Annotated in this window: 18 protein-coding genes; 13 read left to right on the forward strand and 5 right to left on the reverse strand. The window is 45.7% G+C overall.

Features of this window, described 5'->3' with window-relative positions:
• Nucleotides 1–2: 2 nt before the first annotated feature.
• Both putA and R7M92_RS01335 read right to left on the reverse strand, forming a co-directional pair.
• Nucleotides 3–3,134, reverse strand: a complete 3,132-nt coding sequence (gene putA / locus R7M92_RS01330; RefSeq protein WP_318056088.1) for a bifunctional proline dehydrogenase/L-glutamate gamma-semialdehyde dehydrogenase PutA — start codon at nt 3,132–3,134, stop codon at nt 3–5.
• Nucleotides 3,135–3,539: 405 nt separating this feature from the next.
• Nucleotides 3,540–4,352: an AraC family transcriptional regulator gene (locus tag R7M92_RS01335; RefSeq protein WP_318132532.1), complete on the reverse strand. Its 813-nt coding sequence runs from the start codon at nt 4,350–4,352 to the stop codon at nt 3,540–3,542.
• A gap of 971 nt (nt 4,353–5,323) precedes the next feature.
• On the opposite strand from R7M92_RS01335, the gene R7M92_RS01340 reads away from it, so the two are divergent.
• Nucleotides 5,324–6,043 (forward strand): PAS domain-containing protein, encoded by a 720-nt coding sequence (locus tag R7M92_RS01340; RefSeq protein WP_017820063.1) that lies wholly within the window; start codon nt 5,324–5,326, stop codon nt 6,041–6,043.
• A gap of 73 nt (nt 6,044–6,116) precedes the next feature.
• Here R7M92_RS01340 and pdxH read toward each other — a convergent pair whose 3' ends face one another.
• Nucleotides 6,117–6,752 carry a pyridoxamine 5'-phosphate oxidase gene (pdxH, locus tag R7M92_RS01345; RefSeq protein WP_005374570.1) on the reverse strand — a complete coding sequence of 212 codons (636 nt, stop codon included), beginning with the start codon at nt 6,750–6,752 and terminating at the stop codon, nt 6,117–6,119.
• A 115-nt stretch (nt 6,753–6,867) separates the two neighbouring features.
• Here pdxH and R7M92_RS01350 point away from each other — a divergent pair, with 115 nt between their 5' ends.
• The 8 genes from R7M92_RS01350 to R7M92_RS01385 all read left to right on the forward strand — a co-directional run bounded on the left by R7M92_RS01350 (nt 6,868) and on the right by R7M92_RS01385 (nt 18,187).
• Nucleotides 6,868–8,742 carry a sensor histidine kinase gene (locus R7M92_RS01350; RefSeq protein ID WP_053308002.1) on the forward strand — a complete coding sequence of 625 codons (1,875 nt, stop codon included), beginning with the start codon at nt 6,868–6,870 and terminating at the stop codon, nt 8,740–8,742.
• Nucleotides 8,735–9,958 carry a sigma-54-dependent transcriptional regulator gene (locus R7M92_RS01355; RefSeq protein WP_085569455.1) on the forward strand — a complete coding sequence of 408 codons (1,224 nt, stop codon included), beginning with the start codon at nt 8,735–8,737 and terminating at the stop codon, nt 9,956–9,958. The genes R7M92_RS01350 and R7M92_RS01355 overlap by 8 nt, the downstream gene beginning before the upstream one ends.
• Before the next feature lie 173 nt (nt 9,959–10,131).
• Nucleotides 10,132–11,523, forward strand: a complete 1,392-nt coding sequence (locus R7M92_RS01360) for an HlyD family type I secretion periplasmic adaptor subunit (RefSeq protein ID WP_005374562.1) — start codon at nt 10,132–10,134, stop codon at nt 11,521–11,523.
• A 114-nt stretch (nt 11,524–11,637) separates the two neighbouring features.
• Nucleotides 11,638–12,321, forward strand: a complete 684-nt coding sequence (locus R7M92_RS01365; RefSeq protein ID WP_005374561.1) for a transglutaminase-like cysteine peptidase — start codon at nt 11,638–11,640, stop codon at nt 12,319–12,321.
• Between the two features lie 5 nt (nt 12,322–12,326).
• A complete protein-coding gene (locus R7M92_RS01370) occupies nt 12,327–14,240 on the forward strand; it encodes an EAL domain-containing protein (protein ID WP_182016056.1) in 1,914 nt (637 codons plus the stop codon).
• A 15-nt stretch (nt 14,241–14,255) separates the two neighbouring features.
• Complete coding sequence (locus R7M92_RS01375) at nt 14,256–16,370, forward strand: type I secretion system permease/ATPase (RefSeq protein WP_005374556.1); 2,115 nt, start codon at nt 14,256–14,258, stop codon at nt 16,368–16,370.
• Between the two features lie 493 nt (nt 16,371–16,863).
• Nucleotides 16,864–17,457 (forward strand): mechanosensitive ion channel family protein, encoded by a 594-nt coding sequence (locus R7M92_RS01380; protein ID WP_213897461.1) that lies wholly within the window; start codon nt 16,864–16,866, stop codon nt 17,455–17,457.
• 136 nt (nt 17,458–17,593) lie between these two features.
• On the forward strand, nt 17,594–18,187 hold the full coding sequence (locus R7M92_RS01385) for a flavodoxin family protein (RefSeq protein ID WP_318132533.1): 594 nt from the start codon (nt 17,594–17,596) through the stop codon (nt 18,185–18,187).
• Between the two features lie 69 nt (nt 18,188–18,256).
• Here R7M92_RS01385 and R7M92_RS01390 read toward each other — a convergent pair whose 3' ends face one another.
• Nucleotides 18,257–19,882 carry an ABC transporter substrate-binding protein gene (locus R7M92_RS01390; protein ID WP_017447110.1) on the reverse strand — a complete coding sequence of 542 codons (1,626 nt, stop codon included), beginning with the start codon at nt 19,880–19,882 and terminating at the stop codon, nt 18,257–18,259.
• A 141-nt stretch (nt 19,883–20,023) separates the two neighbouring features.
• On the opposite strand from R7M92_RS01390, the gene mpaA reads away from it, so the two are divergent.
• Nucleotides 20,024–20,734 carry a murein tripeptide amidase MpaA gene (gene mpaA / locus R7M92_RS01395; protein WP_033907251.1) on the forward strand — a complete coding sequence of 237 codons (711 nt, stop codon included), beginning with the start codon at nt 20,024–20,026 and terminating at the stop codon, nt 20,732–20,734.
• A gap of 19 nt (nt 20,735–20,753) precedes the next feature.
• On the opposite strand, the gene R7M92_RS01400 is transcribed toward mpaA, so the two are convergent.
• Nucleotides 20,754–21,605, reverse strand: a complete 852-nt coding sequence (locus R7M92_RS01400; RefSeq protein ID WP_033907250.1) for a MurR/RpiR family transcriptional regulator — start codon at nt 21,603–21,605, stop codon at nt 20,754–20,756.
• A gap of 242 nt (nt 21,606–21,847) precedes the next feature.
• On the opposite strand from R7M92_RS01400, the gene murQ reads away from it, so the two are divergent.
• The 3 genes from murQ to R7M92_RS01415 all read left to right on the forward strand — a co-directional run bounded on the left by murQ (nt 21,848) and on the right by R7M92_RS01415 (nt 25,437).
• Entirely contained in the window at nt 21,848–22,750 is a 903-nt protein-coding gene (gene murQ, locus R7M92_RS01405; RefSeq protein ID WP_318132534.1) for an N-acetylmuramic acid 6-phosphate etherase, read from the forward strand.
• 28 nt (nt 22,751–22,778) lie between these two features.
• Nucleotides 22,779–24,233 (forward strand): PTS N-acetylmuramic acid transporter subunit IIBC, encoded by a 1,455-nt coding sequence (gene murP, locus R7M92_RS01410; protein WP_025500819.1) that lies wholly within the window; start codon nt 22,779–22,781, stop codon nt 24,231–24,233.
• Nucleotides 24,234–24,381: 148 nt separating this feature from the next.
• Nucleotides 24,382–25,437 carry a porin gene (locus R7M92_RS01415; protein ID WP_054576525.1) on the forward strand — a complete coding sequence of 352 codons (1,056 nt, stop codon included), beginning with the start codon at nt 24,382–24,384 and terminating at the stop codon, nt 25,435–25,437.
• Nucleotides 25,438–25,472: the final 35 nt, after the last annotated feature.

The raw sequence follows: 25,472 nt of genomic DNA on the forward strand, positions 1-25,472 counted from the left end.
CCTTATGCGTTTTCTGCTTGAGCAAGAAGATGTTGAGTAAAGCGGAATAGGTAGTGTGGACCACCAGCTTTCGGGCCAGTACCCGACAAGCCTTGACCACCAAACGGCTGTACACCAACCACAGCGCCAACTTGGTCTCGGTTGATGTAGCAGTTACCTACTCGAGCATGTTTCTCAATCCAACGGTACGTGGTTTCGTTACGGCTATGGATACCCATCGTCAATCCAAAACCCGTTTTGTTGATCTGCGCAACCACGTTCGGTAATTCAGACGCTTTAAAGCGAACAATGTGCAAGATTGGACCAAATTGTTCTTCTTTCAGCACATCGATGCCCGAGATTTCAAACGCACTTGGTGAGACAAAGTCACCATGCTGGCACGATTCATCCAGCTGTAGCTGAGCGACTTTAGTCTGTGTTTTGCTCATTTGCTCAAGGTGAGCAAGGAGTTTTTGTTTTGCATTGCTGTCGATAACCGGACCAACATCCGTTTTGTGTAGGTAAGGTAAACCAACATACAGCTCATTCATCGCACCTTGAATCAGGTTGATCATACGGTCTGCTACATCTTCTTGTACAAATAGAACACGAAGGGCAGAACAACGCTGACCAGCAGATGCAAACGCCGAACGAATCACATCACGCACCACCTGCTCTGGCAATGCAGTACTGTCCACGATCATTGCGTTTTGACCACCTGTTTCCGCAATAAACGGAACCGGTTTCGCGCTGCGCTCCGCAAGCGTGACGTTAATGCGTTGCGCCGTTGCCGTTGAACCAGTGAATGCCACACCAGCAATAGCATCATGAGAAGTCAGTGCATGACCGATCTCAGCGCCGCGACCAGTAAGTAACTGAATCACACCAGCAGGGAAACCCGCATCAAGCATTAATTCAATAGCGCGAGCGGCAATTAAGCTTGTTTGCTCAGCAGGTTTTGCAACCACAGTGTTACCTGCAATCAGTGCTGCCGTTACCTGACCAAGGAAGATAGCCAACGGGAAGTTCCAAGGGCTGATACACACAAACACACCAAGACCTTCACGGCTAGAAATGCGTTTCACACCGTCAAAACCTTCTAGCTCAAATGGCTGTAGGTTTTGCGCTTGTTTCGCGTAATAACGACAGAAATCCACTGCTTCACGAACTTCATCAATGCTATCGTGAATCGTTTTACCCGCTTCTTTGTGACAAATCGCCACCAGCTCAGCCAGATTTTCTTCCATTAAGTCAGCAAGCTTTTCTAAACAAGCCGCTTTTTGCTCAACAGGAACACCTTTCCAATCAGAGAAAGCACTTTGCGCCGCATCAATTGCAGCGGAAACGTGATCAAGAGTTGCAAATGCCACTTTGCCGACTTCAATTCGGCGATCGTATGGTGCGGTGATGATCTCAGCCGCATTTTCCTTGATCATGCTTTCGGCAAAGCGTTCACCATTGATCATCGGGCCTGCAACCCACTGGTTGTCCATGAAGCTTTCGACCTGAGCTTCAAATGGCTTCGCTTCACTGTCGATGTCAATGTTGACGCCATATGAGTTCTTACGCTCAGGGAAAATATCGGCAGGCAATGGAATTTTGTCGTTGTGTAGCGTGTCAAAACCCGTCAACACATCCACAGGGTGATGGGTCAACTCATAAATCGGACAACGCGCATCAACTAGACGGTGTACAAACGAGCTGTTCGCACCATTTTCAAGCAGACGACGAACCAAGTACGGAAGAAGATCAGCATGGCTACCGACAGGAGCATAAATACGTACTGGCTGACCGTACATTTTCATAACATGGTTATACAGTGAATCACCCATACCATGCAGGCGCTGGAACTCGTATTCTTTGTGCTCCGCCATGACAGCAATTGCCGTAACCGTGTGAGCATTGTGGCTTGCAAATTGTGGGTAGATATTACCGCGAACACCTTCGCTAAGTAGGAAACGAGCACAAGCTAGGTATGCAACGTCCGTCGCTTCTTTGCGAGTGTATACTGGGTAATTTGCATAACCCGCTTGTTGAGACCACTTGATTTCGCTGTCCCAGTACGCGCCTTTAACCAAACGCAGAGGAATAACGTCACCTTGCTCTTTTGCGAGTGCATTTAGCCACACCAAGACTGGTAGCGCACGTTTTGAGTAGGCTTGAATAACCAAACCAAACTTGCCCCAACCTTTCACAAGATCGCTACGGTACACTTTCTCAAATAGCTTCAGAGAAAGCTCAAGGCGATCCGCTTCTTCTGCATCGATTGTGATTGCAACGTCGACTTCAATAGCACGTTTTAGTAGTTGCATTAGTGAGTCATACAACTCTGTCATTACACGTTCTTCATTTGCGACTTCGTAGCGCGGATGTAATGCAGAAAGCTTGATGGAAATCGAAGGCGCAGGGCTGGTGTCGTTACCGTAAGTCTCGCGACCCACCGCTTCGATCGCCATTAGGTAATCTTTGAAGTACTTGTTCGCGTCCGCTGTCGTTAACGCCGCCTCACCCAACATATCAAACGAGTAGGTGAAACCTTTGTCGCGCATTGGGCGACCGTTCTTCTGCGCTTCTTCGATCGTACGACCACGAACAAACTGGTGACCCATTATCTTCATTGCCTGATACATGGCTTTACGAATCACGGGCTCAGAGAATTTATTTACCAGACGGTTTACAGCCTGACCTGGGCTCTGGGTGCCTTGCTCACCAAGACCAACCACTTTACCTGTTAGCATAAGGCCCCATGTTGATGCGTTAACAAACACAGAGTCAGAGTTTTTCAGGTGAGATTTCCAGTCTGCGACACTCAACTTATCTTTAATCAAAGAATCTGCTGTCGCGGCATCTGGGATGCGCATTAATGCTTCTGCAAGACACATCAGCAAGATACCTTCTTGAGTATCTAAGCTGTATTCCAGCAATAAAGCATCAATCATCTGGATTGACTTCTTATCGGCACGAATGGCTTCGATAAGGTGGGTCGTTTGGGTAGTGATCGCCGATTTTTCATCCTCTGTCGGCGTCGCTAGTGGCAATAGTTGCTCTAGCCATTGAGACTCGTCCACCATATATAATGGCGAGATCAGTGACCACAACTTATCAAGCGGCTGCCCGATAAATTCCGGTGTCAACACGTTCGTAGCTGTAAACATGTGTGTTCCTCAATCTCACTCCTCGAAAACCGCTTCGAGGATTATCAATGGCTGGCAGTGTATTTTGAGGCCGATAAGAATACTTGTCAAAAACTACGACATTTTTGCCAAAAACTCGCTTTTATAACAAAACATCCACATAGTCACATTCAAATAGGTAATATTTTGTGTTGTAAATTTTAATTTTTTCATTGCATTCACAACAAAATATCAAGAATATCAATAAGATTTTTGTGAAGAGCTCGTTCTAAGAGAAAATGTAGGATCAAGTGGCATATCAACCACTGCAAAGAACAGAGAATTTAAAAAAACGAGAGATAGGTCACGTGAATAAAACATAAAAAAACCATGCATAGTGCATGGCTTTATTCTAATTGATGATTATTTGACCTAAAAAACGCGTTGTTATCCAACTTGTTTTTTATAACGGGAAGGTGATATTCCCTGTAAGCGAGTAAAAGTATGAGTAAAAGTACTCTGGCTTGAGAAGCCAGTAAACTCGGCAATTTGCCCTAAAGAAAGGTGACCTTGCTCGATTAATTCACGAGCCATGTCGATTCGCTTTCCGAGAACATATTGATGAGGTGTAATCCCCATCTGCTCTTTAAACAAGCAATGGAACTGACTTTCCCCAAGAAACACTCGCCCGGCCAATTGAGCCACACTAATCTTATGACTCAGGTGCTGCTCAATGTAACGATCAATCGCCTCCAAATCAAAGCGCGACTCTTTTCGACTGGTCTCAAATGCCGAGATATGGCGCTGCATTAACGCAATCACAGTGTCGTTACACGCACGACTTAACAGCAGGTCATCCGGATGGTTTCGCATTTCCTGAACCAACATCTGTATCAGCTTCTGAATTTGACTATCTAACTGGAAGTAGACATGGTCTCTCTCCAGGTTATTGATTTTTTGAAGCATTTCAGGATCATCATTTGTCGGTTTGGGCATATTCAGCACCAAAATATCCGATTGATTGATGACGCCACCGAAAGCATGATCAGAGCATGCGGTAACCACACAACCTTGACCAGGGCCGACAAGATTACCTCGCCCGCGCACTTCAAATTCGGCTTGCCCTTTTAAACCAATCACGATCTGCGTATAAGAATGATCGTGGCAATCCATATAAGACGGAAGTGTGATCAGCTCCGCCGGTTTTGGCAGCATAATCTCTTGATATGAAAGGATTTCTTGGTTATCTGAGTCACTCATTTTAAACAGTCGTCTTTACACGGTCAGCTTACGTCTTCGCATCATATACCTTCTTTGTTGGGTTGCAACTTTTACCCAACTCAATCGACAAGATCAAATCAGCATGATCAAGTTCATTTACATGATCATAGTTCCGGAACGATGATCATGCGAGGTTAATTTACGGTCAGTGAGCAACCAATTTTATTAACAAAAACGGATAGATAGGCAACACCTTACGTATACATAATCAATCAATGTAAAGATCCTTATTACCGAACAATCTGTTATTTTGTAAAACACCGTGCTCCATATTAGATAACTCGTCCCTGAAACGGATCGAAACCCACTCTTAAACTCAACATAGAGGGATTTCCCCCCTTACTAATATGCTTCTGATTCAATACATTAGTTATCGAGCTTTAAGATGCATACGATCTAAAGCTCTCGGTATCTCATTGATACCTCTAACTTACTTAGCAGACCCTCGCTAGGTAATTTAGAACCTCTTCTACACGTCGACAAGATTATATCTTGTGTTGCCAGCCCGTCTTCAGGCTGGCTTTTTTTTCGCTTCTCAACAATGAAAACAATGGCATAAGCTGATATCATAGCTTTTGTCTCACTGTCCCTCTCATATGCTTAGGTGCTGCTCTTTCACTCACAAGTGATATGAACGTCAACCACATTACAACTGAGTTGTAGGAAGCATGATCAAGGACGATACGAGTTGTAAGCCGAACATTGGCGGACATCCGTGAGCGCACATATCTGTAATGAAACAGACCATTTTCCCAATTAAACTCTTCGTTCCATTTCGTCGTTGTCTATGACTACCTGACGAAAACATCGAACACCATGAATTTAATTGGATTGAGCGCCAATCAACGAACGTGTTCTAGCAACGTAACTGCCTACTTGGCAACATCAATACGAGCCATGTAACACGGACGTCTCTGTATTGGTAAAAGCAGTATGTAGTGAGTCCTTTTGTGAATATTTCAGTCGATACCATAGAACAATCCCTCCTTAAACAGCTACCAGGTTGTTGGGGATGCAAAGATAAAGATTCGGTATTCCTATACGTAAACCAGGAATACGCAGAACTGTTAGGGCACACGTCGCCCGAGGAGTGCTTGGGTAAAACTGATTTTGATATGGCCAGCCCAACCACTGAATGCGCGCAAGAATTTCAACGCCAGGATAAACACGTTCTCGAAACTGGCGAGTCACTAAAAATTCTGGATATCCACCCTTATCCAGATGGCCGCTGGCGAGCACATATATTTACTAAAACACCGTGGCGAGATGACAAAGGCGACATCGTAGGCACCATTTTCTACGGAAGGGAACTCACCGACACCGCCGTGATTGAAGTCGGGTATTGGGTTTGTCGTGCAATCAGTACCAACCCAAATCAACAATCCATCTTTCGTTTTTCTGACTTACAACCAAAACCAGAGAAGCTCACATGCCGCGAGCAAGAAACGCTTTTCCTCTTGCTCTATGGCAAAAAGCCTCAATTTATCTCTCAGGTCATGGGCATATCAACAAAAACCGTTGAAGGTCACGTCGCACGCTTACGTAATAAGTTTGCAGCGAACAGCAAGAACGAGCTAATAGATAAAGCAATGGAAGCAGGCTACGGCTCTGTTGTACCCAAAACGCTGCTTAAGCATCAATTATCGGTTGTGTTGAATGGAGAGCGATAATTCGCATCGCTTCTACCTACAAAAACACCGCCCCAATTCGGCGGTGTTTGTTTACTCATCAGGGACCATAAGCCTATGGCGCTAAACGATCAATGTCCCAACTTCCATCATGCTGGGAGAAAAGAAAACGATCGTGAAGGCGATGTTCGCCACCTTGCCAAAATTCGATGCTCTTTGGTTTTACGCGAAAGCCCCCCCAAAAGGTTGGTACTGGTATTTCACCCTTAGCAAACTTCTGTTTTAGCTCTAAAAACTTACCTTCCAACACACCTCTGGCAGAAATACGGCTACTTTGTTTGCTCGCGATTGCGGCCAACTGGCTCTCTTTAGGACGAGAAGTAAAGTATTTCATATTCTCTACGGCGGTAAGCTTTTCAGCCACACCAGTAATATGAACTTGGCGCTCTAACGGGTGCCAAGGGAAGTGCAAACTAATATTGCTGTTATGCTCTAGCTGCTGGGCCTTGCGACTGCCTAGGTTGGTGTAAAACACAAAACCATCTTTGTCGACGTTTTTCAATAGAACAATGCGTTGAAACGGCATGCCATTTTCATCAACCGTTGCAACTGTCATCGCAGTCGGGTCCGTTAAACCCGCTTCAACTGCTTGCTCTAGCCACAGATTAAATTGATCAATAGGATCAGCTTTCAAATCTTTACGACGCAGCCCACCTTTGGTGTACTCACGACGAATATCAGCAAGTTCCATCTTTACTCCTTCACTCGTTTTTGTCGATTGTGCTCCCGATACTGAGGAAATACAAGGACATCATTGTGCTTGTTATCGTTGCCGCTCACAGCATCACAGTGCGTCATTTGATACCATGACACAAAAAACCAGTGAGCCGATCGTGAACTTACTCAACCCCAAAGCCCTACGTCATTTTTTACTGCTACTGTGTGCCGTCGGCATTTCAGGGCTTGCGCTTACTCATCATTACGCAACTCAATACCAACATGATCAATGGCAACAAAAGCTAGAGAGACAAGCCGCGCAAGTGTCACAAGAAGTGGACTACGAACTGGCAAAGTTTGAACAGATACCAAACCTATTAAGTCACGACCCAAGACTACTCAAAGCAGTAGAGCGCGGAACGCCCTCTCAAGAGCTCAACCTACTGTTATCAGATTGGTTGAAGCAAAGTTTGGCCGATACTATTTACGTTCATGACCGCACCGGGTTAGTCATTGCCTCAAGTAACTTTCAGCAAGAAGATACGTTTGTTGGCTCTAGTTTTAGCTATCGCCCCTATTTTAAAAATGCGCGACGCGGTGAGCCCGCTCAATACGTTGGATTAGGCGTGCGCTCGAATAAACGTGGGTACTTCTTCTCGTCTCCGCTGTGGGTAAATGAGGAAGTCGTTGGCGTGATCACAGTAAAAGTGAATTTGGAGCAATTAGAACAGCGCCTTTCGCAAACCACGACTGACGTACTCATTACAGATAAACACAATGTCGTGTTTATGAGCAATTTACCAGACTGGCGCTATCGTGCACTTTTCCCACTGTCATCGAGTGCAATAAATGAACTTACCGAAACGCGTCAATATGGCGATACCTTACCCGAATATTTTGGTGAGTTAACGGCACACAGTGGTGTCACGGAGTTTGATGACAATCAATTGCTTCTATCACCGAATTACCTCGCATACGCAACACACTTATTGGATAAAGGGTTTCGCGTCGTTGCCTTAATTAACCACAACAGCGTTCTTGCCGCCGTTTTACAGGCCGATATCGTCTTCCTGATCTTATATGCGCTCATTGCTCTAATTGCGTTAGCGTGGTTCCAAACCCTAGTTAACAAAGCACGCCTTGCCCATCTCAATGTGAGCCTAGAAGAAAAAGTAGTGCAACGGACACTAGTTCTGAGTGAAGCCAACCAAAAGCTACAACAGACCATCCGCCAATATGAACAAAGCCAACAAGAGCTTAAACAAACACAACAAGAGCTGACGCAAGCCGCGAAATTGGCACTGTTGGGCGAGCTGTCTGCCAGTATTAATCATGAGATAAATCAGCCACTTTCCGCACTAAGAACCTATACCGAAAACTCGCAGCGTTTGTTGGCAATGGAAAAATACCCAATGGTCGCCGACAATTTGGGCAAAATGCTGACACTTAATGACACCATTTCGGAAGTCATTGCCCGCTTAAAAGTCTTTACTCGGAAAGCCACGCACGATTCACACAATGAAATCTCAGTACTGCACGACGCGGTACATACTGCCACCAGCATTTTGAGCAACAAGCTTATTAAGCAAGGAGTAACACTAAAAGTTCCGGCCATCGACTATGATGTGAAGCTGGCCATTCACAGCGTTGAATTAGAACAAGTGCTGATAAACCTCTTCCACAACGCGGCACAAGCGATGGAAAACCACTGTATCGATCCGCAAATATCCATTGCTGTTCAGTGTCATGATGACAGTTGCGACATTCTTGTTTCCGATAACGGGCCTGGCATGTCGGACGAAGCCCTAGCAAAAATCTTTGATCCATTTTTTACGACTAAGCCAGAGGGCTTAGGATTAGGTTTGACCATCTCCAAACGCATTTTAGAGAGCTATCACGGCTCCCTCTGTGCCTATAAACATCAGAGCACAGAACAACAAGCAGGAGGGATGACCTTTATCGTGACGCTACCAATAGTCAATCAGAATAAACGTACCCCAGAAGTGGAAAACGACCATGAATAACCCAGTTTTCTTTGTTGATGACGAACCACACATTCGTGATGCCGTGTCTCAAGCCCTGCTGATTGAAGGGATAGACGTCACCTGCTTACCAAACGCAGTAGAAGCCTTACGCGTAATCGACTCAAATATGCCTGCGATTATCATTACCGATATCCATATGCCCGTGATGGATGGCTTGGAGTTTATGCGAACTTTGCGAAGCAAAAACGATCACTTTCAATTCATCGTACTTACTGGACATGGAGATGTGAAAACCGCGGTAGATGCGATGAAAAGCGGCGCGTACGACTTTCTAGAAAAACCGTTTTCAACGGAACAGCTCATGAAATCGCTCAACAATGCCAGCGATAAACTGAACTTGTTGCAAGAAAACATCTGGCTTAAGAAAGAGCTCGACATGCAAACTCATGTTGGTCCGAAAATGATTGGTCACAGTAAGGCCATGGTGAGCATTCGTCGCGCCTTGATCAGTGCGCCCACAAGCCAGCCGCTCATTTTTGTAGGTCAAGATGGTACGGGTCGGCGACTCGCTGCACAATTTGCCCACGACATACATGCAACACCGGACAGTGAGCTAATCGCCGCTTCTGGTGAAGACCTCTATGAGCTTTCATTAGAAGCGCTCGACAAAGCCATACACCGCTTAAGTGAAGGAAAACGCCACTGCAGTTTGTACTTACATAGCGCAGAGCATGTATCATTTGAGCAATGGGAATACTTATTCAAGCACCCAAAACTTGAGCGTGTTTTTGGCGCGACCACCCAAGCCGAGCCACCTCTAAAATCCCTGGCGACTCTAATTCGCTTACCAACGCTCGATGAAAGAAAGGAAGATATAGGGCCTTTATACAAGCACTTTGTGCGCCACACAGCGAGTCGATATCAGTTACAGCCACCACATATCAGCCTAGAAGAGGTCAAACACCTCACCAGTCTCGAATGGCCAGAAAACGTTAAGCAGCTACGCCAATTTGCTGAACTTCGTGCCCTCAAGCCAGATACTTTTAGAATGGAAGATTGGAACAGTGAGAAAAGTCTTGAAATTCAGAGTATGACTCAGCGCACAGAATACTTTGAATATTGCTTGTTATTCGATGCATTGCAAAGACATCGCGGCAGACTCAAAGAGGTTCAACTAGAATTACAGGTATCACGCAAAACCTTGTACGACAAACTAAAAAAACATCAGTTGGATAAAGCCAAGTTCAAGGCGTAATAGCTATACTCCGGCGCTAATTATGCTTTTGTTTGATTTAGAAAGTGTAAGAAAGCTCATTTGAAGAGAGAATAACCCTCTTCTCATATTTTATTAGCCGAGCATGCTGACATGATCGGTTAATAATAATAAGATCAAAAAGATAATCCGTAATTATATAAGCAGGGACTGTGATGAGCCGAGATAACTACAACAAACTCAACGATGAAGAGTTGGATTTTGTTGATGACAAAACTGCAGCATTGCTCCTCAATACCCCCAACAGCGCGCGTTTTATGCTCTGGGTTATGGTGCTATTTTTCATTGCAGCAATAGGTTGGGCATCTTGGGCTGAAATCGACAAAGTCACGGTTGGTCAAGGCAAAGTGATTCCCTCCTCACAGATACAAGTAGTCCAAAACTTAGAAGGTGGCTTAGTCAAAGAAATCTTGGTCAAAGAAGGTCAGTTGGTTGAAAAAGGCCAACAGTTACTGCTTATCGACGACACCCGCTTTCGCTCAGATTTTCGTGAACGTGAGCAACAAGTTGCCAACCTTACCGCATCTGTGCTGCAACTATCCGCTTCTATTAACAGTGTTGCCGTTAATCGTGATTTTGAAACGGAAAACTGGCGTCAAAGTGTACTACTTGATTACGGTAAACTGACCTTCCCACCAACCTTGGAAGAGACTCGACCTCAACTCACACAGCGTCAAAAAGCAGAATATCGCGAAGATCTAGATAATTTACGCAACCAACTTTCTGTTATTGACCAACAAGTGCAGCAAAAGCAGCAGGACTTGGTAGAGATCCAAGCACGAGTAAGGAACTTGCGTCAAAGCTACCAATACGCGAAAAAAGAACTCGATATCACCAAACCTTTGGCAGACGAGGGCGTTGTTCCTCGTATTGAACTGCTCAAATTACAGCGCCAAGTCAACGATACCCGTCGTGAAATGACGTCCAGTGAGCTCAAGATTCCCGTATTGCAATCAGCGATTCGAGAATCCATGCTCAACCGTATTGATGTTGCACTCAAATTCCGCTCTGAACAGCAAGAGAAACTCAACAGCGCCCAAGACCAGTTATCTGCCTTGGTTGAATCAGCGGTGGGCTTGGAAGATAGAGTAAACCGAACGGTTGTGAATTCGCCAGTAACAGGCAAAATCAAAACACTGAACATCAATACTGTCGGTGGTGTTATCCAACCTGGTATGGATATCGTCGAGATCGTACCAACAGAAGACACACTATTGGTAGAGGCGAAAATTGCGCCAAAAGACATCGCATTTTTACGCCCAGATCTTCATGCTATCGTGAAATTTACAGCTTACGACTTCACAAAGTACGGCGGTTTAGAGGGAGAGTTGGAACATATCAGCGCGGATACCACTCAAGATGAAGAAGGCAACAGCTTCTACATTGTTCGTGTACGCACCGAAAAAACAAACTTTGGTCAAGATGCAGATTTACCAATCATTCCAGGAATGACAGCATCGGTCGATATCATCACAGGGAAGCGAACCGTTTTGGAGTATCTACTTAAGCCTATCTTAAGTGCCAAAACTAACGCCTTGAAGGAGTAAACCACATTAAGATACTCGCGATAGAGAGTATTGAGCGATAAGTGATTAAATAAAAAGCACTTATTTCTCACTGACGAACTCTCTAGAAGAGTATACTTGTGATACGAGTCGAATATGCGATCCAATTTGCAGCGTAAAGTTACATTATTAATCAGCTTAAGTTGTTTGTCGTTCCAACTTGGTGCGCTGAACAGTAAAGAACAACGATGGGTCAATACGGTCACAGCGGTGTACGGCGAACGTGCGGGATTGCGCGTAAATACATGGCGAAAGAACCTCGACTTATTTAAACAATTAGAGACTCATGAACAGCTCGCTGGCGTTAACGACTTTTTTAATCAGCTGTATTTCGTTGACGACATAAAACTGTGGGGAAAGACAGATTATTGGGCTACGCCACTCGAATTTTTAGGGAGTAACGCAGGAGACTGTGAAGATTTCACTATTGCTAAGTACTTCTCTTTACTCGAGCTAGGAATACCAGATTCAAAGATGCGCTTAATATACGTAAAAGCCATCGAACTGAATCAGTTTCACATGGTATTAGCTTACTACCCTACCCCAAGTTCTGAGCCGCTCATTCTCGATAATATCAATCCTGACATTGTCCGAGCCTCTAAGCGTAGCGACTTGCTACCGATATACAGTTTTAATGGTACAAACCTGTGGTTGATGAAGTCATCTGCTAGCACTGGAGAGCTGGCAGGGAAAGCATCACGGTTGAGCCTTTGGAATGACTTACGCTCGCGCGAACGTAAGTTGCAGTTAAATAAACCTAAAATTAACTATGACGAGTGAGAAACATGACCCTATATAAGAAGCTTGTGGTGGGGATGGTTACGGTCTTTATACTCTTGTTGGCATCAGTATTCGTAATCCAATTCAACACGACTCGAGACAGCTTGGAGCAACAGCAACGTTCAGAGGTCAACAACACTATTAACACCGTAGGTTTGGCACTGGCTCCTTACCTAAAGGACAAAGATAAAGTCGCGGTTGAGTCCGTGATTAATGCTCTGTTTGACGGCAGCACCTACTCAGTTGTTCGCCTTACAGCATTAGATTCTGACTACCAGATCGTGCGTACTTACCCAGTTAAACCAAGTACGGTGCCACAATGGTTTATCGACATGAATCTATTTAAAGCGATTCACGATAAGCGTGTTGTGACCAGTGGTTGGATGCAGCTCGCCGAAGTAGAAATCATTAGCCACCCAGGCGCAGCTTACGAGCAGCTCTGGCAAGGTTTTATTGGGTTGCTGTCTGTATTCAGTGTCATTTTTCTAGCTGGTTTAGTGGCAATTTCATATATCCTACGTCGCTCGCTAAAGCCGTTAACGGCCATCGTGAATAAAATGCATGAAATCGCGAATAACCAATTTGGTGAACCGCTTGCTCGTCCAAGAACCAAAGATCTTATCGCGGTGGTAGATGGCATTAACATGATGTCTGCTCAAATCGAGCTATCATTCAAAGAGCAAGCCAAAGAGGCGCAACGTCTGCGTGCTCAGGCTTACCTCGATCCTATATCTAAATTGGGTAACCGCTCATTCTACATCAACCAAATCGACCAATGGCTTGCAGAGCAAACGCAAGGGGGTATCGCGCTACTCCATGCTGAATACATTGGGGACATTTACGAGACCAAAGATTACCAACGCGCAGATGCCCACGTTAAAGAACTGTCTCAACGTTTGAAAAACACCATTGATGTACCGGGTGCCACTATTGCTCGCTTATCTAGTGATGAGTTCGGTTTGCTTTTCCCTCATATGGATGAGAGCGAGTTACGCATTTTATCGGACAGCATCGTCAATTGTGTGAACGGCCTAAATACTGACCCAACAGGCTTAGCAAAACCTAAAGCGTCACTAGGGGTTGCACACAGCAAAGATCAGAAAACGCGCTCTGAAATCCTCTCGATGGTGGACAACGCACTATCGAAAGCCAAAGCGCAACCAGACAAGCCATACGGCTTCATTGGCAGTGATACACCTTCTAGTTTGATGGGTAAACAGCAATGGAAAGCGTTGGTTGAAGAAGCCATTCATAGTGATTGGGTTAAATTCCGTTTCCAAGCTGCGAAAAACACATGGGGTAAAGTATTCCACAACGAAGTATTTTCAAGCATCGAAAAAGATGGTGAAACGTATCGTGCGAATCAATACCTATTCGCACTAGAACAGTTAGACGCCACCAACATCTTTGACCAGTATGTCATTGAATCAATGATTAAGATGCTAGAAAGTGGTGAACTTAATGACCCAGTCGCGATTAACATCGCGCAAAGCAGCTTGTCTCAACCATCGTTTATTCGCTGGACAACTAGCATGCTGGAAAAACACGCCAAAGTCGCCTCTAAGCTACACTTTGAAATTCCAGAGGAATGCTTTATCGATCAGCCTCACCACGCAGCACTGTTATGTAATGCCATTCGCCAATCAGGTGCTGAGTTCGGCGTAGATAACTACGGACGTAACTTCCAATCTTTGGAATACATCCAAGAGTTCCGCCCGAACTATGTGAAGCTCGATTACCTATTCACACACAACTTGCACGACGAAAAACAGAAATTCACGCTAACGTCGATCTCTCGTACTGCCCACAACCTTGGTATTACGACTATCGCATCGCGTATCGAAACTCAAATCCAGTTGGATTTCCTCACTGAACACTTTGTTGAGGTATTCCAAGGATTCATCGTCGACAAGGAATAAAAAGGTTTATCAACGATGAAAGACCCTTTACTGAATTCGCTCATCTACGTTAGCCGTTACTATGGGTTAGCTAACTCGCCAGAAGCGCTAGTCAACGGACTACCGCTATCTGACGGTAAACTGACCCCATTTTTGCTACCAAGAGCAGCGGAAAGGGCCGGATTGGTTGCCAAGGAAAACCGCGCAGAGCTGGAGAGCATCTCCAGCCTAATTCTGCCGGCAATCTTAGTTCTTAAAGGCGGTGACTCTTGCGTTCTCAACAGCATCAATATGGAGAAACGCGAGGCCGAAGTCACCACCCTAGAAAGTGGAATGGTGCCGATCTCTATTCCATTAGAAGACCTACTTGAGCAATACACTGGTCGGTACTTTTTAGTTAAAAAGCAATTCCGTTTCGATGAGCGCTCTCCCGAAGTGCTCAAAACCAACGAAGGCCACTGGTTCTGGTCCACCTTGTGGCAGTCAAAACGCATCTACCGTGATGTTTTAATCGCATCACTTCTCATCAACCTCTTTGCGGTTGCCGCTCCGCTATTCACTCGCTTGGTGTACGACAAAGTGGTTCCGAATCTTGCGTTTGAAACCCTATGGGTACTAGCAAGTGGCATCTTTGTCGTGTTCCTGTTCGACTTCATTCTCAAGTCGCTGAGAAATTACTTCATTGATGTGGCGGGCAAGAAGTCTGACATTCTGATTTCATCCAAACTGTTCAGCAAAGTGATGGGGATTAGAATGGAATCGAAGCCGCCTTCGGTCGGTGCCTTCGCTCGCCATTTACAAGAATTCGAATCTATTCGAGAGTTTTTTACTTCAGCGACCGTCAGTGCTCTCATTGATTTGCCTTTTGCCATTTTATTCTTAGTGATTATATGGCTAATGGCTGGCGATCTTGTGTATGTACCGATGGTGGGCGTGGTCATTTTGATTATTCACTCGCTACTGATACAAGGGCCGCTGCGCCGCTCCATTGAGGAGGGTTCACGCCTAGCATCGCAAAAATATGCCAATTTGATAGAGAGCTTGGCTGGGTTAGAAACCGTAAAAATGCTCAGTGCGCAAAGCCAATTCCAATACCGCTGGGAAGAGGCAGTTGCGCACATGGCGAACTGGAATATAAAAAGCCGACGAATTACGGATAGCATTCAAAACGCAGCAGGTTTTGTGCAGCAAAGTAGTAACGTAGGGATGATCATCCTAGGCGTTTACTTGATTGCAGAGGGCGACTTAACCATGGGTGGTTTGATTGCCGCAACCATGCTTAGCGGCCGCGCGATAGGTCCTTTGGTTCAGTTATCCTTACTCTCTACGCGCTACAACCAAGCGAAGTCTTCTATGACAATTATCAATCAAGTCATGGAAATGCCGGATGAACAAGAAGAAGGTAAACGTTACATTCACCGTCCAATAGTACAAGGCAAAATTGAACTTGAACGCGTGACCTTCCACTACCCAGATTCACCGGTGGCGTCGATTCGAGATTTGAGCTTGACCATTAACCCAGGCGAAAAAGTAGCGATCATAGGCCGTATCGGTTCGGGTAAAACCACGTTAGAGCGTCTCATCATGGGCTTGTATCAGCCGACGGAAGGTCATGTTCGCATTGATGATACCGACATCGCACAGCTGCATCATGTCGACATTCGCCGTAATATTGGTTGTGTGCCGCAAGATTCCAATCTGTTCTTTGGTTCTATCCGCGACAACATTACGCTAGGTCGCCCATTAACCGATGACCGTGACGTACTAGACGCAGCGAATCGTGCCGGTGTTACTGCGTTTACGCAATCTGACCCAGCGGGCTTAGAACGCCAAGTTGGTGAAGGTGGTGCAATGCTTTCGGGTGGTCAACGTCAAGCAGTCACGATCGCTCGTGCATTTTTGGGTCGTCCTCCTGTTCTACTCATGGATGAACCAACCAGTGCGATGGATAACCGCTCAGAGATGCACATTAAGCATCAATTAGCACAGTTGAAACCTAGTGAAACGCTGATTCTGATTACGCATAAAACGTCTATGCTCGACATCGTTGATCGCGTAATTGTGATGGAAAAAGGCAGCATCATTGCAGATGGTCCTAAAGCGCAAGTGCTGAACGATTTGAAACAAGGCAAAGTGCGTGCGGTTAGCTAGCCTGAATTCACATTGATAAAAGACAAGGGCCCCGTTTAACTTGTGTTTAACGGGGCTTATTTTATTGTGAGCCCGAGATAATTAAGTTCTTCAAGCGCGACCCAAACGAGTACAAGGCCAACAATCACGAATAAAATCATAATCGCCTTTTCATCTTCTTCCATTTTTCAACGCCCTAAAAGCTATTTCAATTAATACACCTTAGGTTATCAGGACAAAAGTCATATTCAGCTCGTTTATAAGGAACTAGCGTCATAGAATGTCGGATATGGGATACAGCTCAAAGATTGCTCTTTTCAAAATCACGTCAGCTTTGGTTGAATATAAGTAATGAAGCCAAAGAGTTCGCAATGCTCACTAAGTCTTTGATTAACCAATATAGTACTCTGTGGTACCTCAACACAGAGACAAATGGTGTAAAGAAAAATTGTGATTACTTACAGCAAAAAATCAGCTATAAAAGCCGCTTTCTAGATATCGTCGAGATGAAGAAATGAATGATTGGATCCAATTAGAGCAAGTGAGCCAGTATTTCACTACGGGCTCCCTCGGTTACAAACTATTGATGGGCATTTTTGTCCTGATCGCGTATCGCATCCTGAAGAGGATTGTAAATCGAGCCATCCTAAATTTGGCAACAACGAAAGGTGTAAAAAAGGCTCGTTTGAGTTTTATTCAGCGCTGTTTCAATGTCGCGCTGCTATTTTTGACCGCCTCTGTTTTTGCCATTATCACAGGTATTGGCTATGGCGATGTGTCTTTGTTCCTATCGTCCATTTTTGCCGTATTAGGTGTGGCGTTTATTGCGCAGTGGTCAATTCTGAGCAACATCACTGCCAGCTTTTTGATCTTTTTTGTCTTCCCATATCGAGTGGGTGACCGAATTAAAGTCGTAGACAAAGATGAAGACATCTGCGGTGAGATTCAAGAAATCAGCATGTTTCACGTGTTAATTAAGCACGACAACGGTAACTTGATCACTTACCCAAACAACCAGATTTTGCAAAAAGCAGTGCTAAAGCTGGCGAAAAACAAGCCAGAGCCAAGTAAAGTAAAATCTCGGATTTATACTCGCAGAAAGAAATAACCCACTAAAAAGCCGATGTATCTACATCGGCTTTTTTAATGCACTTCTTTTTAAGTTTTAGTGTTGACCTCAACTTAGCTTGAGGTTTTAGCCTTAGTCGCACGATTAAAAATCAACAATGAAAAAAGGAACCATTGTGTCCAAAATTGCGATTATTTATTTCTCTAAAACCGACGTTACTGGTCAGCTTGCTCGCGCGATTGCCGCAGGCGTTGAACAACAAGGCATTAAGCAGCAAGGTGAATGTGAAATCCTCTCTCACCGAATTGAAGGCAGTGAGATTATTGAGGGACGTTTTGTGAACCCTCACTTAATGGATGAGCTTGCTGAGTGTGATGCGATTATCTTTGGCTCACCGACCTACGTGGGTGGCGTGGCTGCGCAGTTTAAAGCATTTGCCGATGCGAGCAGTGAATCTTGGTACCACCAGAAGTGGGCAAACAAAGTGGCAGCAGGTTTTACTAGCGGAGGAGCGTTGAATGGCGATCAATCTTGCACACTGCAATACCTTCAAACCTTTGCATACCAGCACGGCATGATGTGGGTCGGGTTGGATAAGATCAGCAATTCTGGGGAGCAAAACCTGAATCGCTACGGTGTGCAAGGTGGCATTGTTGCTCAAGGCGGTGAAGATGGTCAGTTGCACTCTTCCGATGTTGCCACGGCAGAATACCTCGGCAAGCGCGTGGCTGCGCTGGTTAGCAAGCTATCAGCGACCTCTGCAACATAACGTAGAAACACGAAGCCCCACGAACTGACTCGGCAGGGCTTTGTGCTCACTTCAACGAACAGCTAAGCATTACTTTTTAATGTAAAGGTCTTTCGAGTAGATACGACCCTCTACGTTGTTTTTGGCAAAACCGCCAACCGTAGGGCGAACCAAACGCGCTTGCATGTAGTAGTAAATCGGCGCGATTGGCATATCTGCCGCCAACAGTTGCTCGGCTTGATCATAGAAACCTTGGCGCGCTTTCTCATCCGTTGCGGCCAATGCACTGTTCATCGCGTTGTCGTACGCTTGGCTACTGTAACGTGCAAAGTTACCCGAAGAACCTGAACGCAATAAACTCAAGAAAGTGGACGCTTCGTTGTAATCACCACACCAAGACGCACGCATCACATCGAAATTGCCTTGTTTACGCGCCACTAAGTACGACTTCCACTCTTGATTTTCTAACTCAACGTTTGCACCGAGATTCTTGTGTAGCATCGAGGCTATTGCAACGGCGATCGATTTATTTGCCTCACTGGTGTTGTACAGCAATTTGAAATCCAAAGGTTTGCCATCACCGTATCCCGCTTCTTTCAGCAGTTCACGTGCTTTCTCATCACGTTGTTGTTGACTCCAGTTACTGTATTCTGGCGGCGTTGCATCAAACCCTGCGGTGTACTGATGCGCAAAAGTATAAGCAGGAAGGTTGCCGACTTGAGTGACACCATTCGTGATCACATCGCGCATGATGGAGTACGATACCGCTTGACGCACTCGCGCATCATCAAATGGTGGACGAGTGGTATTGAACGCGTAGTAATACGTGCACAGCAATGGCACCACCGTGTAAGCCTGCTTGTAATCTTGTTTAAGCTTCTGCGCCATATGAGTAGGTACATCTGACGTGATATCCACCTCACCTACCGCATAGCGATTGATCGACGCGTTTTGGTTTTCAAACGGAATGTAAGTCACTTTGTTTAAATGCGTATCAGCACTGTCCCAGTAATTTGGGTTCTTGACCAGTTCAATGCGCTCATTCACGACCCACTTATCCAATGTGAATGCACCGTTGCTAACAAATTGGTCTGGATCGCTCCACGGCTTGTCGCGGTTTTCCACTGTCGCTTGATGCACTGGCATCATGGACGTGTGCCCGGTCATAGCAACAAAGTACGGAACTTGACTGTCCAACTCAAAACGTAAGGTGTATTTATCCACCGCCGCGATACCGAGATCGTCCAAAGGCTTTTTGCCCTCTGCCACATCGGCGATGTTTTTGATCTTGGTGAGTTTGAGATACCAAACATTTGGAGAAGCGGTTTTCGGATCTACTGCTCGGCGCAGTGAATAGACAAAATCATCCGCCGTCACAGGCTCGCCATTCGACCATTTCGCATCTTTGCGTAAGTGAAAAACAAAGGTTAGGTTGTCCTTGGTTTCCCACGATTCCGCCACTCCGGGAATGATGTTTCCGTCACGATCTTGAATCACCAGCCCTTCAAATAAGTCACGAATCACGTGCATTTCTGGCAGACCTTCGGCTTTTGCCGGATCAAGCGTTGCCGCCTCTGCGTCATTCGCACGTACCAAATGTTGCTCTGCGGCGAGTTGAACGCCGTTAGGTAAGGTATCTGCAACGACAGATGCAGAAAGAAAAGGGGTGAATAAAGAGGAAATCAGCAACGCCGTTGAATGTTTTTTAAAATCCATATCGTTTTTCGTTCTCCTAACGCGTCTTGTGAAGCAAGTGCCACAATTAACATTTCAACCGTTGACGAGTTTAAACGGTTCAGTTTAGCTAGGTGTAATTAGCTTAGATATTGATACTACTTCATCAATCAGGAGATTACGGTGAGTCTAATTCCAAGAACGGAAAGAGCGGCATTTTTAATTCGGCCAACATCATACGGTCAATCCGTGCTTGGTGCGCCATTACTGTATTTTCCGGCTCAAGTCGAAAGTGCTTCGCGAGGTTTGATTTTGGCAGGCACTCACGGGGACGAGACGGCCTCGATTGCAGGTTTGTCCTGCGCGCTAAGAAGCTTGCCTGCTGAAAACTTACGACATGATGTGATTCTGTCAATGAATCCTGACGGCAACCAACTAGGCACACGCGCAAATGCAAACCAAGTGGATCTCAATCGCGCGTTTCCAACCCAAAATTGGACTGAGCATGGCACAGTGTATCGATGGAGCTCTCACACACCCGTTCGAGACGTACAGGTGAAAACTGGCACTAAAAACCAACTAGAGCCTGAAGTTAGCGCATTAATTAACTTGATTGAACTGCGCAAGCCAAAGTTTGTGGTGTCGTTTCATGAACCGCTTGCTTTTGTGGATGATCCCAAACATTCCGACCTTGCCAAATGGCTCGGCGAGCAGTTCCAACTGCCAATCGTTGACGATATCGACTACGAAACACCCGGCTCATTCGGCACTTGGTGTAGTGAACGTGATTTACCTTGCATCACGTTGGAGTTACCAGCGATTTCTGCCGATCTCACCATTGAAAAACATCTCTCTGCTTTTATTGCTTTGCTGAGGCACGATCCGGATCTCTAGTCCGCTGTTAAACAAGCGATCATGTGAGGATCTGTTTGATGTCGGTACTGATATCGCTGATCAACTGACGGGCACTGTCGTCTCTTTGCTGAACCAAGATGATAAACAGCAAATCGGTGATCACGTTTTGCGCGGTACGCGAAGCAATGGATGAGCTGCGATGTTCCGTTTCATTGGCAATCGTATCAAACGTAATATCGGCAATACCGCGCAAGCGACTTCTTCCTGGCGCAGATAACGCAATCACCTTCGCGCCCTGCTCTTTTGCCGCTTCTGCCGCGACGAGAATTTCTTTGCGCTCACCCGAAAACGAGATTGCGATCTGAACATCTTCTGGAGAGAGCGTGCGGGCAACAGCAATCTGCACGTGGCTGTCTTGTTCAGAAAGCGCCGTAATACCAAGTTTAAGCAGTTTAAAGCTTAAATCCTTCGCGGTCAGTGCAGAGCCCCCAATCCCGACCACTTGCACTCGACGCGCTTCACTCAACCATTTCACCGCTTGGTGACACGCTTCGTAAGACAGCGTATTGGTAGTTTGAAACATAGCGTCGGTTTTCGCTTTCACCAGTTTCTGTGAAATTACCGCAATGGGGTCGTCAGCCAAAATATCACTGTGCAGCGGTGTCGACTGCATCGCATGCTTACGGCCAATCTCTTCATTCAGAGCTAATTTAAACTCGCTGTAACCTTTAAAGCCGATACGCTGAGTAAATTTCACAATGCTCGATTGACTCACTTTTACTTGCGCCGCAAGTTCTTGGCTAGTGAGCAGCGCCGCCTTTTCTGCGTTTTCAACAATCCAATCGCCAACCAAACGACCACTTTGCGAAAGCTGAGTACGCCTCGCGACTATCTTATTGATAACTGACACAACAAAAACCTCAAAAATTTTAAATAAATTATTCCAAATCAGAAATAATAGGCGTTTGATTTAACCCCCTGATTATTCTAACCAAGACAGTTAATCCCGGACGTAATAGACGTATATTTTCTCTCATTATTCCAAATTTCTCCTGCATAAAGAATAACCTCAAGTGTGATTTTTATCACCAAACCTGAATATTTTATTCCATAAAATCGCCCTCAGATTGAACATTACGAAGAGTGCAAAACATGAAAATTGATTTAAGCAGATTGGTGACAGAAAGCCGTAACCCAGCCAGTGCCGAGATCGATACGCTTTCGACCATCGAGATGCTGCAAGTCATTAATGAAGAGGATCAAAAAGTCCCGCTCGCGGTAAAAGCGGTGCTACCACAAATTGCAGAGACAGTTGACGCAATTACCCAAGCTTTTGCAAATGGTGGCCGTTTAATTTACATGGGAGCTGGTACGTCAGGTCGCTTAGGCATTCTTGATGCAAGCGAGTGTCCTCCTACCTACGGCACGCATCCAGATATGGTGATTGGCTTAATTGCTGGTGGGCATCAAGCGATTTTAAAAGCGGTAGAAAACGCAGAAGACAACGCGAAAATGGGTCAAGACGACTTAAAAGCACTTCACCTCACCAAGAATGATGTGGTTGTAGGCATCGCTGCAAGTGGCCGTACACCTTATGTGCTAGGTGGTTTGGACTACGCTAAATCCATCGGATCTACGACCGCATCTATCGCCTGTAATCCGGAATGTGCCATGGCAAAAGCGGCCGACATCGCGATTCTGCCGATAGTTGGCGCAGAGGTTGTCACTGGCTCTTCTCGCATGAAAGCCGGCACCGCACAAAAACTGGTGTTAAACATGCTCACGACAGGTGCAATGATTCGTAGCGGTAAGGTATTTGGCAACTTAATGGTGGATGTAGAGGCCACCAACGCCAAGCTCATCCAACGCCAAACCAACATTGTTGTAGAAGCAACTGGCGCATCAAAAGAAGAATCAGAGCGAGCATTAAATGCCTGCGATCGCCACTGCAAAACTGCCATCTTAATGATTTTGGCCGATTTGGATGCCGAACAAGCCAAATCACGCCTCGCCGCGCACAACGGTTTTATTCGCGCAGCACTAAATAATAACTAAATAATCCGAGTTCTGAAGGATAGACCCTATGGCAAAAATAACTTCAAACACAGTATCGCAGTTGCTGTCCGCAGTGGGTGGCAGCAGCAACGTAAGCAAATGTGGTAACTGTATGACGCGTTTGCGTTTATCGCTCGCCAACAATGGTTTGGCTGATCAGTCAGTTATCAAGCAAATTCCCGGCGTAATGGGTGTGGTGGAAAGCGATGAGCAGTTTCAGATCATTCTCGGTCCCGGAAAAGCTCAACAAGCGGCTGAGATGATGAATCAATTGATCGACAGCTTAACCTCTGGTGACAGTGAAGAAGCAGATATGCCGCAACAAGATCTTTCTGCCGTCGCAGCCGAGCAGAAAAAACAGATGAAGAGTAAGCAAACCAGTGCGGTTCAGCGTTTTTTAAGCAAGTTTGCCACCATCTTTACGCCGTTGATCCCAGGCTTTATTGCCGCTGGTTTGTTGCTAGGTTTTGCGACGTTATTGGAACAGATGTTTGTTCTCGACCAGACACCAAGCCAGTTTATGTTGGATTTGATCGCCTACATGAAAGTCTTTGGTAAGGGTCTGTTTGCTTTCCTAAGTATTCTGATTGGTTACAACGCGCAGCAAGCGTTTGGCGGCTCTGGTGTTAATGGTGCCATTCTCGCCTCTTTGTTTGTGCTGGGTTACAACCCAGAGGCGACATCCGGCATTTACTCTGGCATGAACGAGTTTTTCGGCTTTGCGATTGATCCGCGCGGCAACATTATCGGCGTACTTTTAGCAGCGATCATCGGTGCGCAAGTCGAGCGTAAGGTTCGTCAATACATGCCAGATGATCTGGACATGATCTTAACGTCCGTTATCACTCTGTTGATCATGGGTGCGGTAACCTTTTTGATCATCATGCCAATCGGCGGCGAGCTGTTTAAAGGGATGTCTTGGTTGTTCCTCAACTTGAACGATAACCCATTAGGTGCTGCAATCTTGGCAGGTTTGTTCTTAATTTCTGTGGTATTTGGCATCCACCAGGGTTTTGTTCCTGTGTACTTCGCATTGATGGAAGCACAGGGTTTTAACTCGCTGTTTCCTATCCTGGCGATGGCTGGTGGCGGTCAGGTTGGCGCGTCAATGGCGCTGTATTTCAAAGCAAAAAAAGACGCTCTACTGCGCACTCAAGTTAAAGGCGCTATTATTCCGGGTCTTCTAGGCATTGGCGAACCATTGATCTACGGCGTGACATTACCACGCGTAAAACCATTTGTTACCGCTTGTATTGGTGGTGCTGCGGGCGGCTTCTTTATCGGTTTAGTTTCTTACCTTGGCTTACCAGTTGGTCTTAATACGGTGTTTGGCCCGTCCGGTATCGTGGCAATTCCTCTCATGACATCTGAAAATGGCATCTTCCCGGGCATGATGGTGTTTGTTGCTGGCCTGCTTATCTCTTACATCGTCGGCTTCCTCGCGACTTACTTCTTTGGCTGCAAAGACGTCGATTTAAGCTAAATCATTCTTCCCCTATAGGAATGGACTAGCTCGCGCCCTTGGCAAACAAGGGCGCCCCCTCTCTCTACTTCACGACAATTTTTCTTATTCCGTTACTCGGAAGGGGCTTTGTCGTACCTAAAACAATAGAAATGAAAGGTCGTTAATCATGAAAAAGCACATTTTGACTCTACTTCTCCCTACGTTGATGGCATCAAACGCAATGGCAGCGCAGCTGTATCAAGCGGAAGATGGGTCAGTTTTAAATATTTACTCTCGTCTTGGTTTCAATGTCACCAGTAAAAATGACGAGCACGGCGATGCAAATGGCGAGTTTGATGGCCGTATTGGTTTAAACGGTTCACAAACCATCAACGAGTACGCGTCGATCATCGGCCAAGCGCAATACCAAGTGGGTGCCGCTGAATACGCAAACCAAGTAAACGACAAACCGTCTCTGACCGCACGTTATGTATGGGCAGGTATTGATGCGAAAGATTATGGTCGCATTACAGGTGGTCGCGTGGCATCTGGATTGATTATGTTTACCGACATTGGTGATGTATTCGCCTCTTCCGATGTTTCTATGGCGCGCCAAGCGAATAAAGTCGACAAAACCGCGACGCAAGTTTTCCGTCAAGATGGCACGCTGCAATACCAAAACAACCTAGGTAATTTCGATTTTTCTGTCGCGTACATTTTAGGAAACAACACTTCTGAGCTCGACTACGGTTACAACACTGCACTGCGTTATACGCTAGACATGGGAAATTTGGGTACCTTGGCACCAGTGGTGGCGATGCAGAAGAATAAAGGTGATGCACGTGAAAGCAACGACACCGATTACACATTCTGGGGCGCAGGTACGCGTTACTACCTAGGTGATTTGATGTTGGGTGCGTTGTACTCGGAAGATGAACTAGAGGGCTATTACTCACAAACCAGTACCGACAAAGTGATGGAATTAACGGCGGTTTACAGTGTAAATGACAAATGGGTACTGCGTGCTGGTTATCGTTCTTTAGAAAACAGTGATGGTGACGAGCTAGAGCTGAAAGATACAACGCTAGAAGTGCAATACAAACTGACGCCTCGTTCTTCTATCTACACAAACTACGTTGATCGTAACGGCTCGCGTGGCTACAGCAATGGACAAGAAGTCTCGTTTGGCGGTGCGCACGCAGACGAAAGCTACTACCACTTAGGTCTGCGTTACGAGCTGTAAGCACGATACTTAATGTAAGTTAGCTGAATCCATGA

It is taken from the genome of Vibrio sp. Vb2880 (genome assembly GCF_033337975.1).
GTDB lineage: Bacteria > Pseudomonadota > Gammaproteobacteria > Enterobacterales > Vibrionaceae > Vibrio > Vibrio alginolyticus.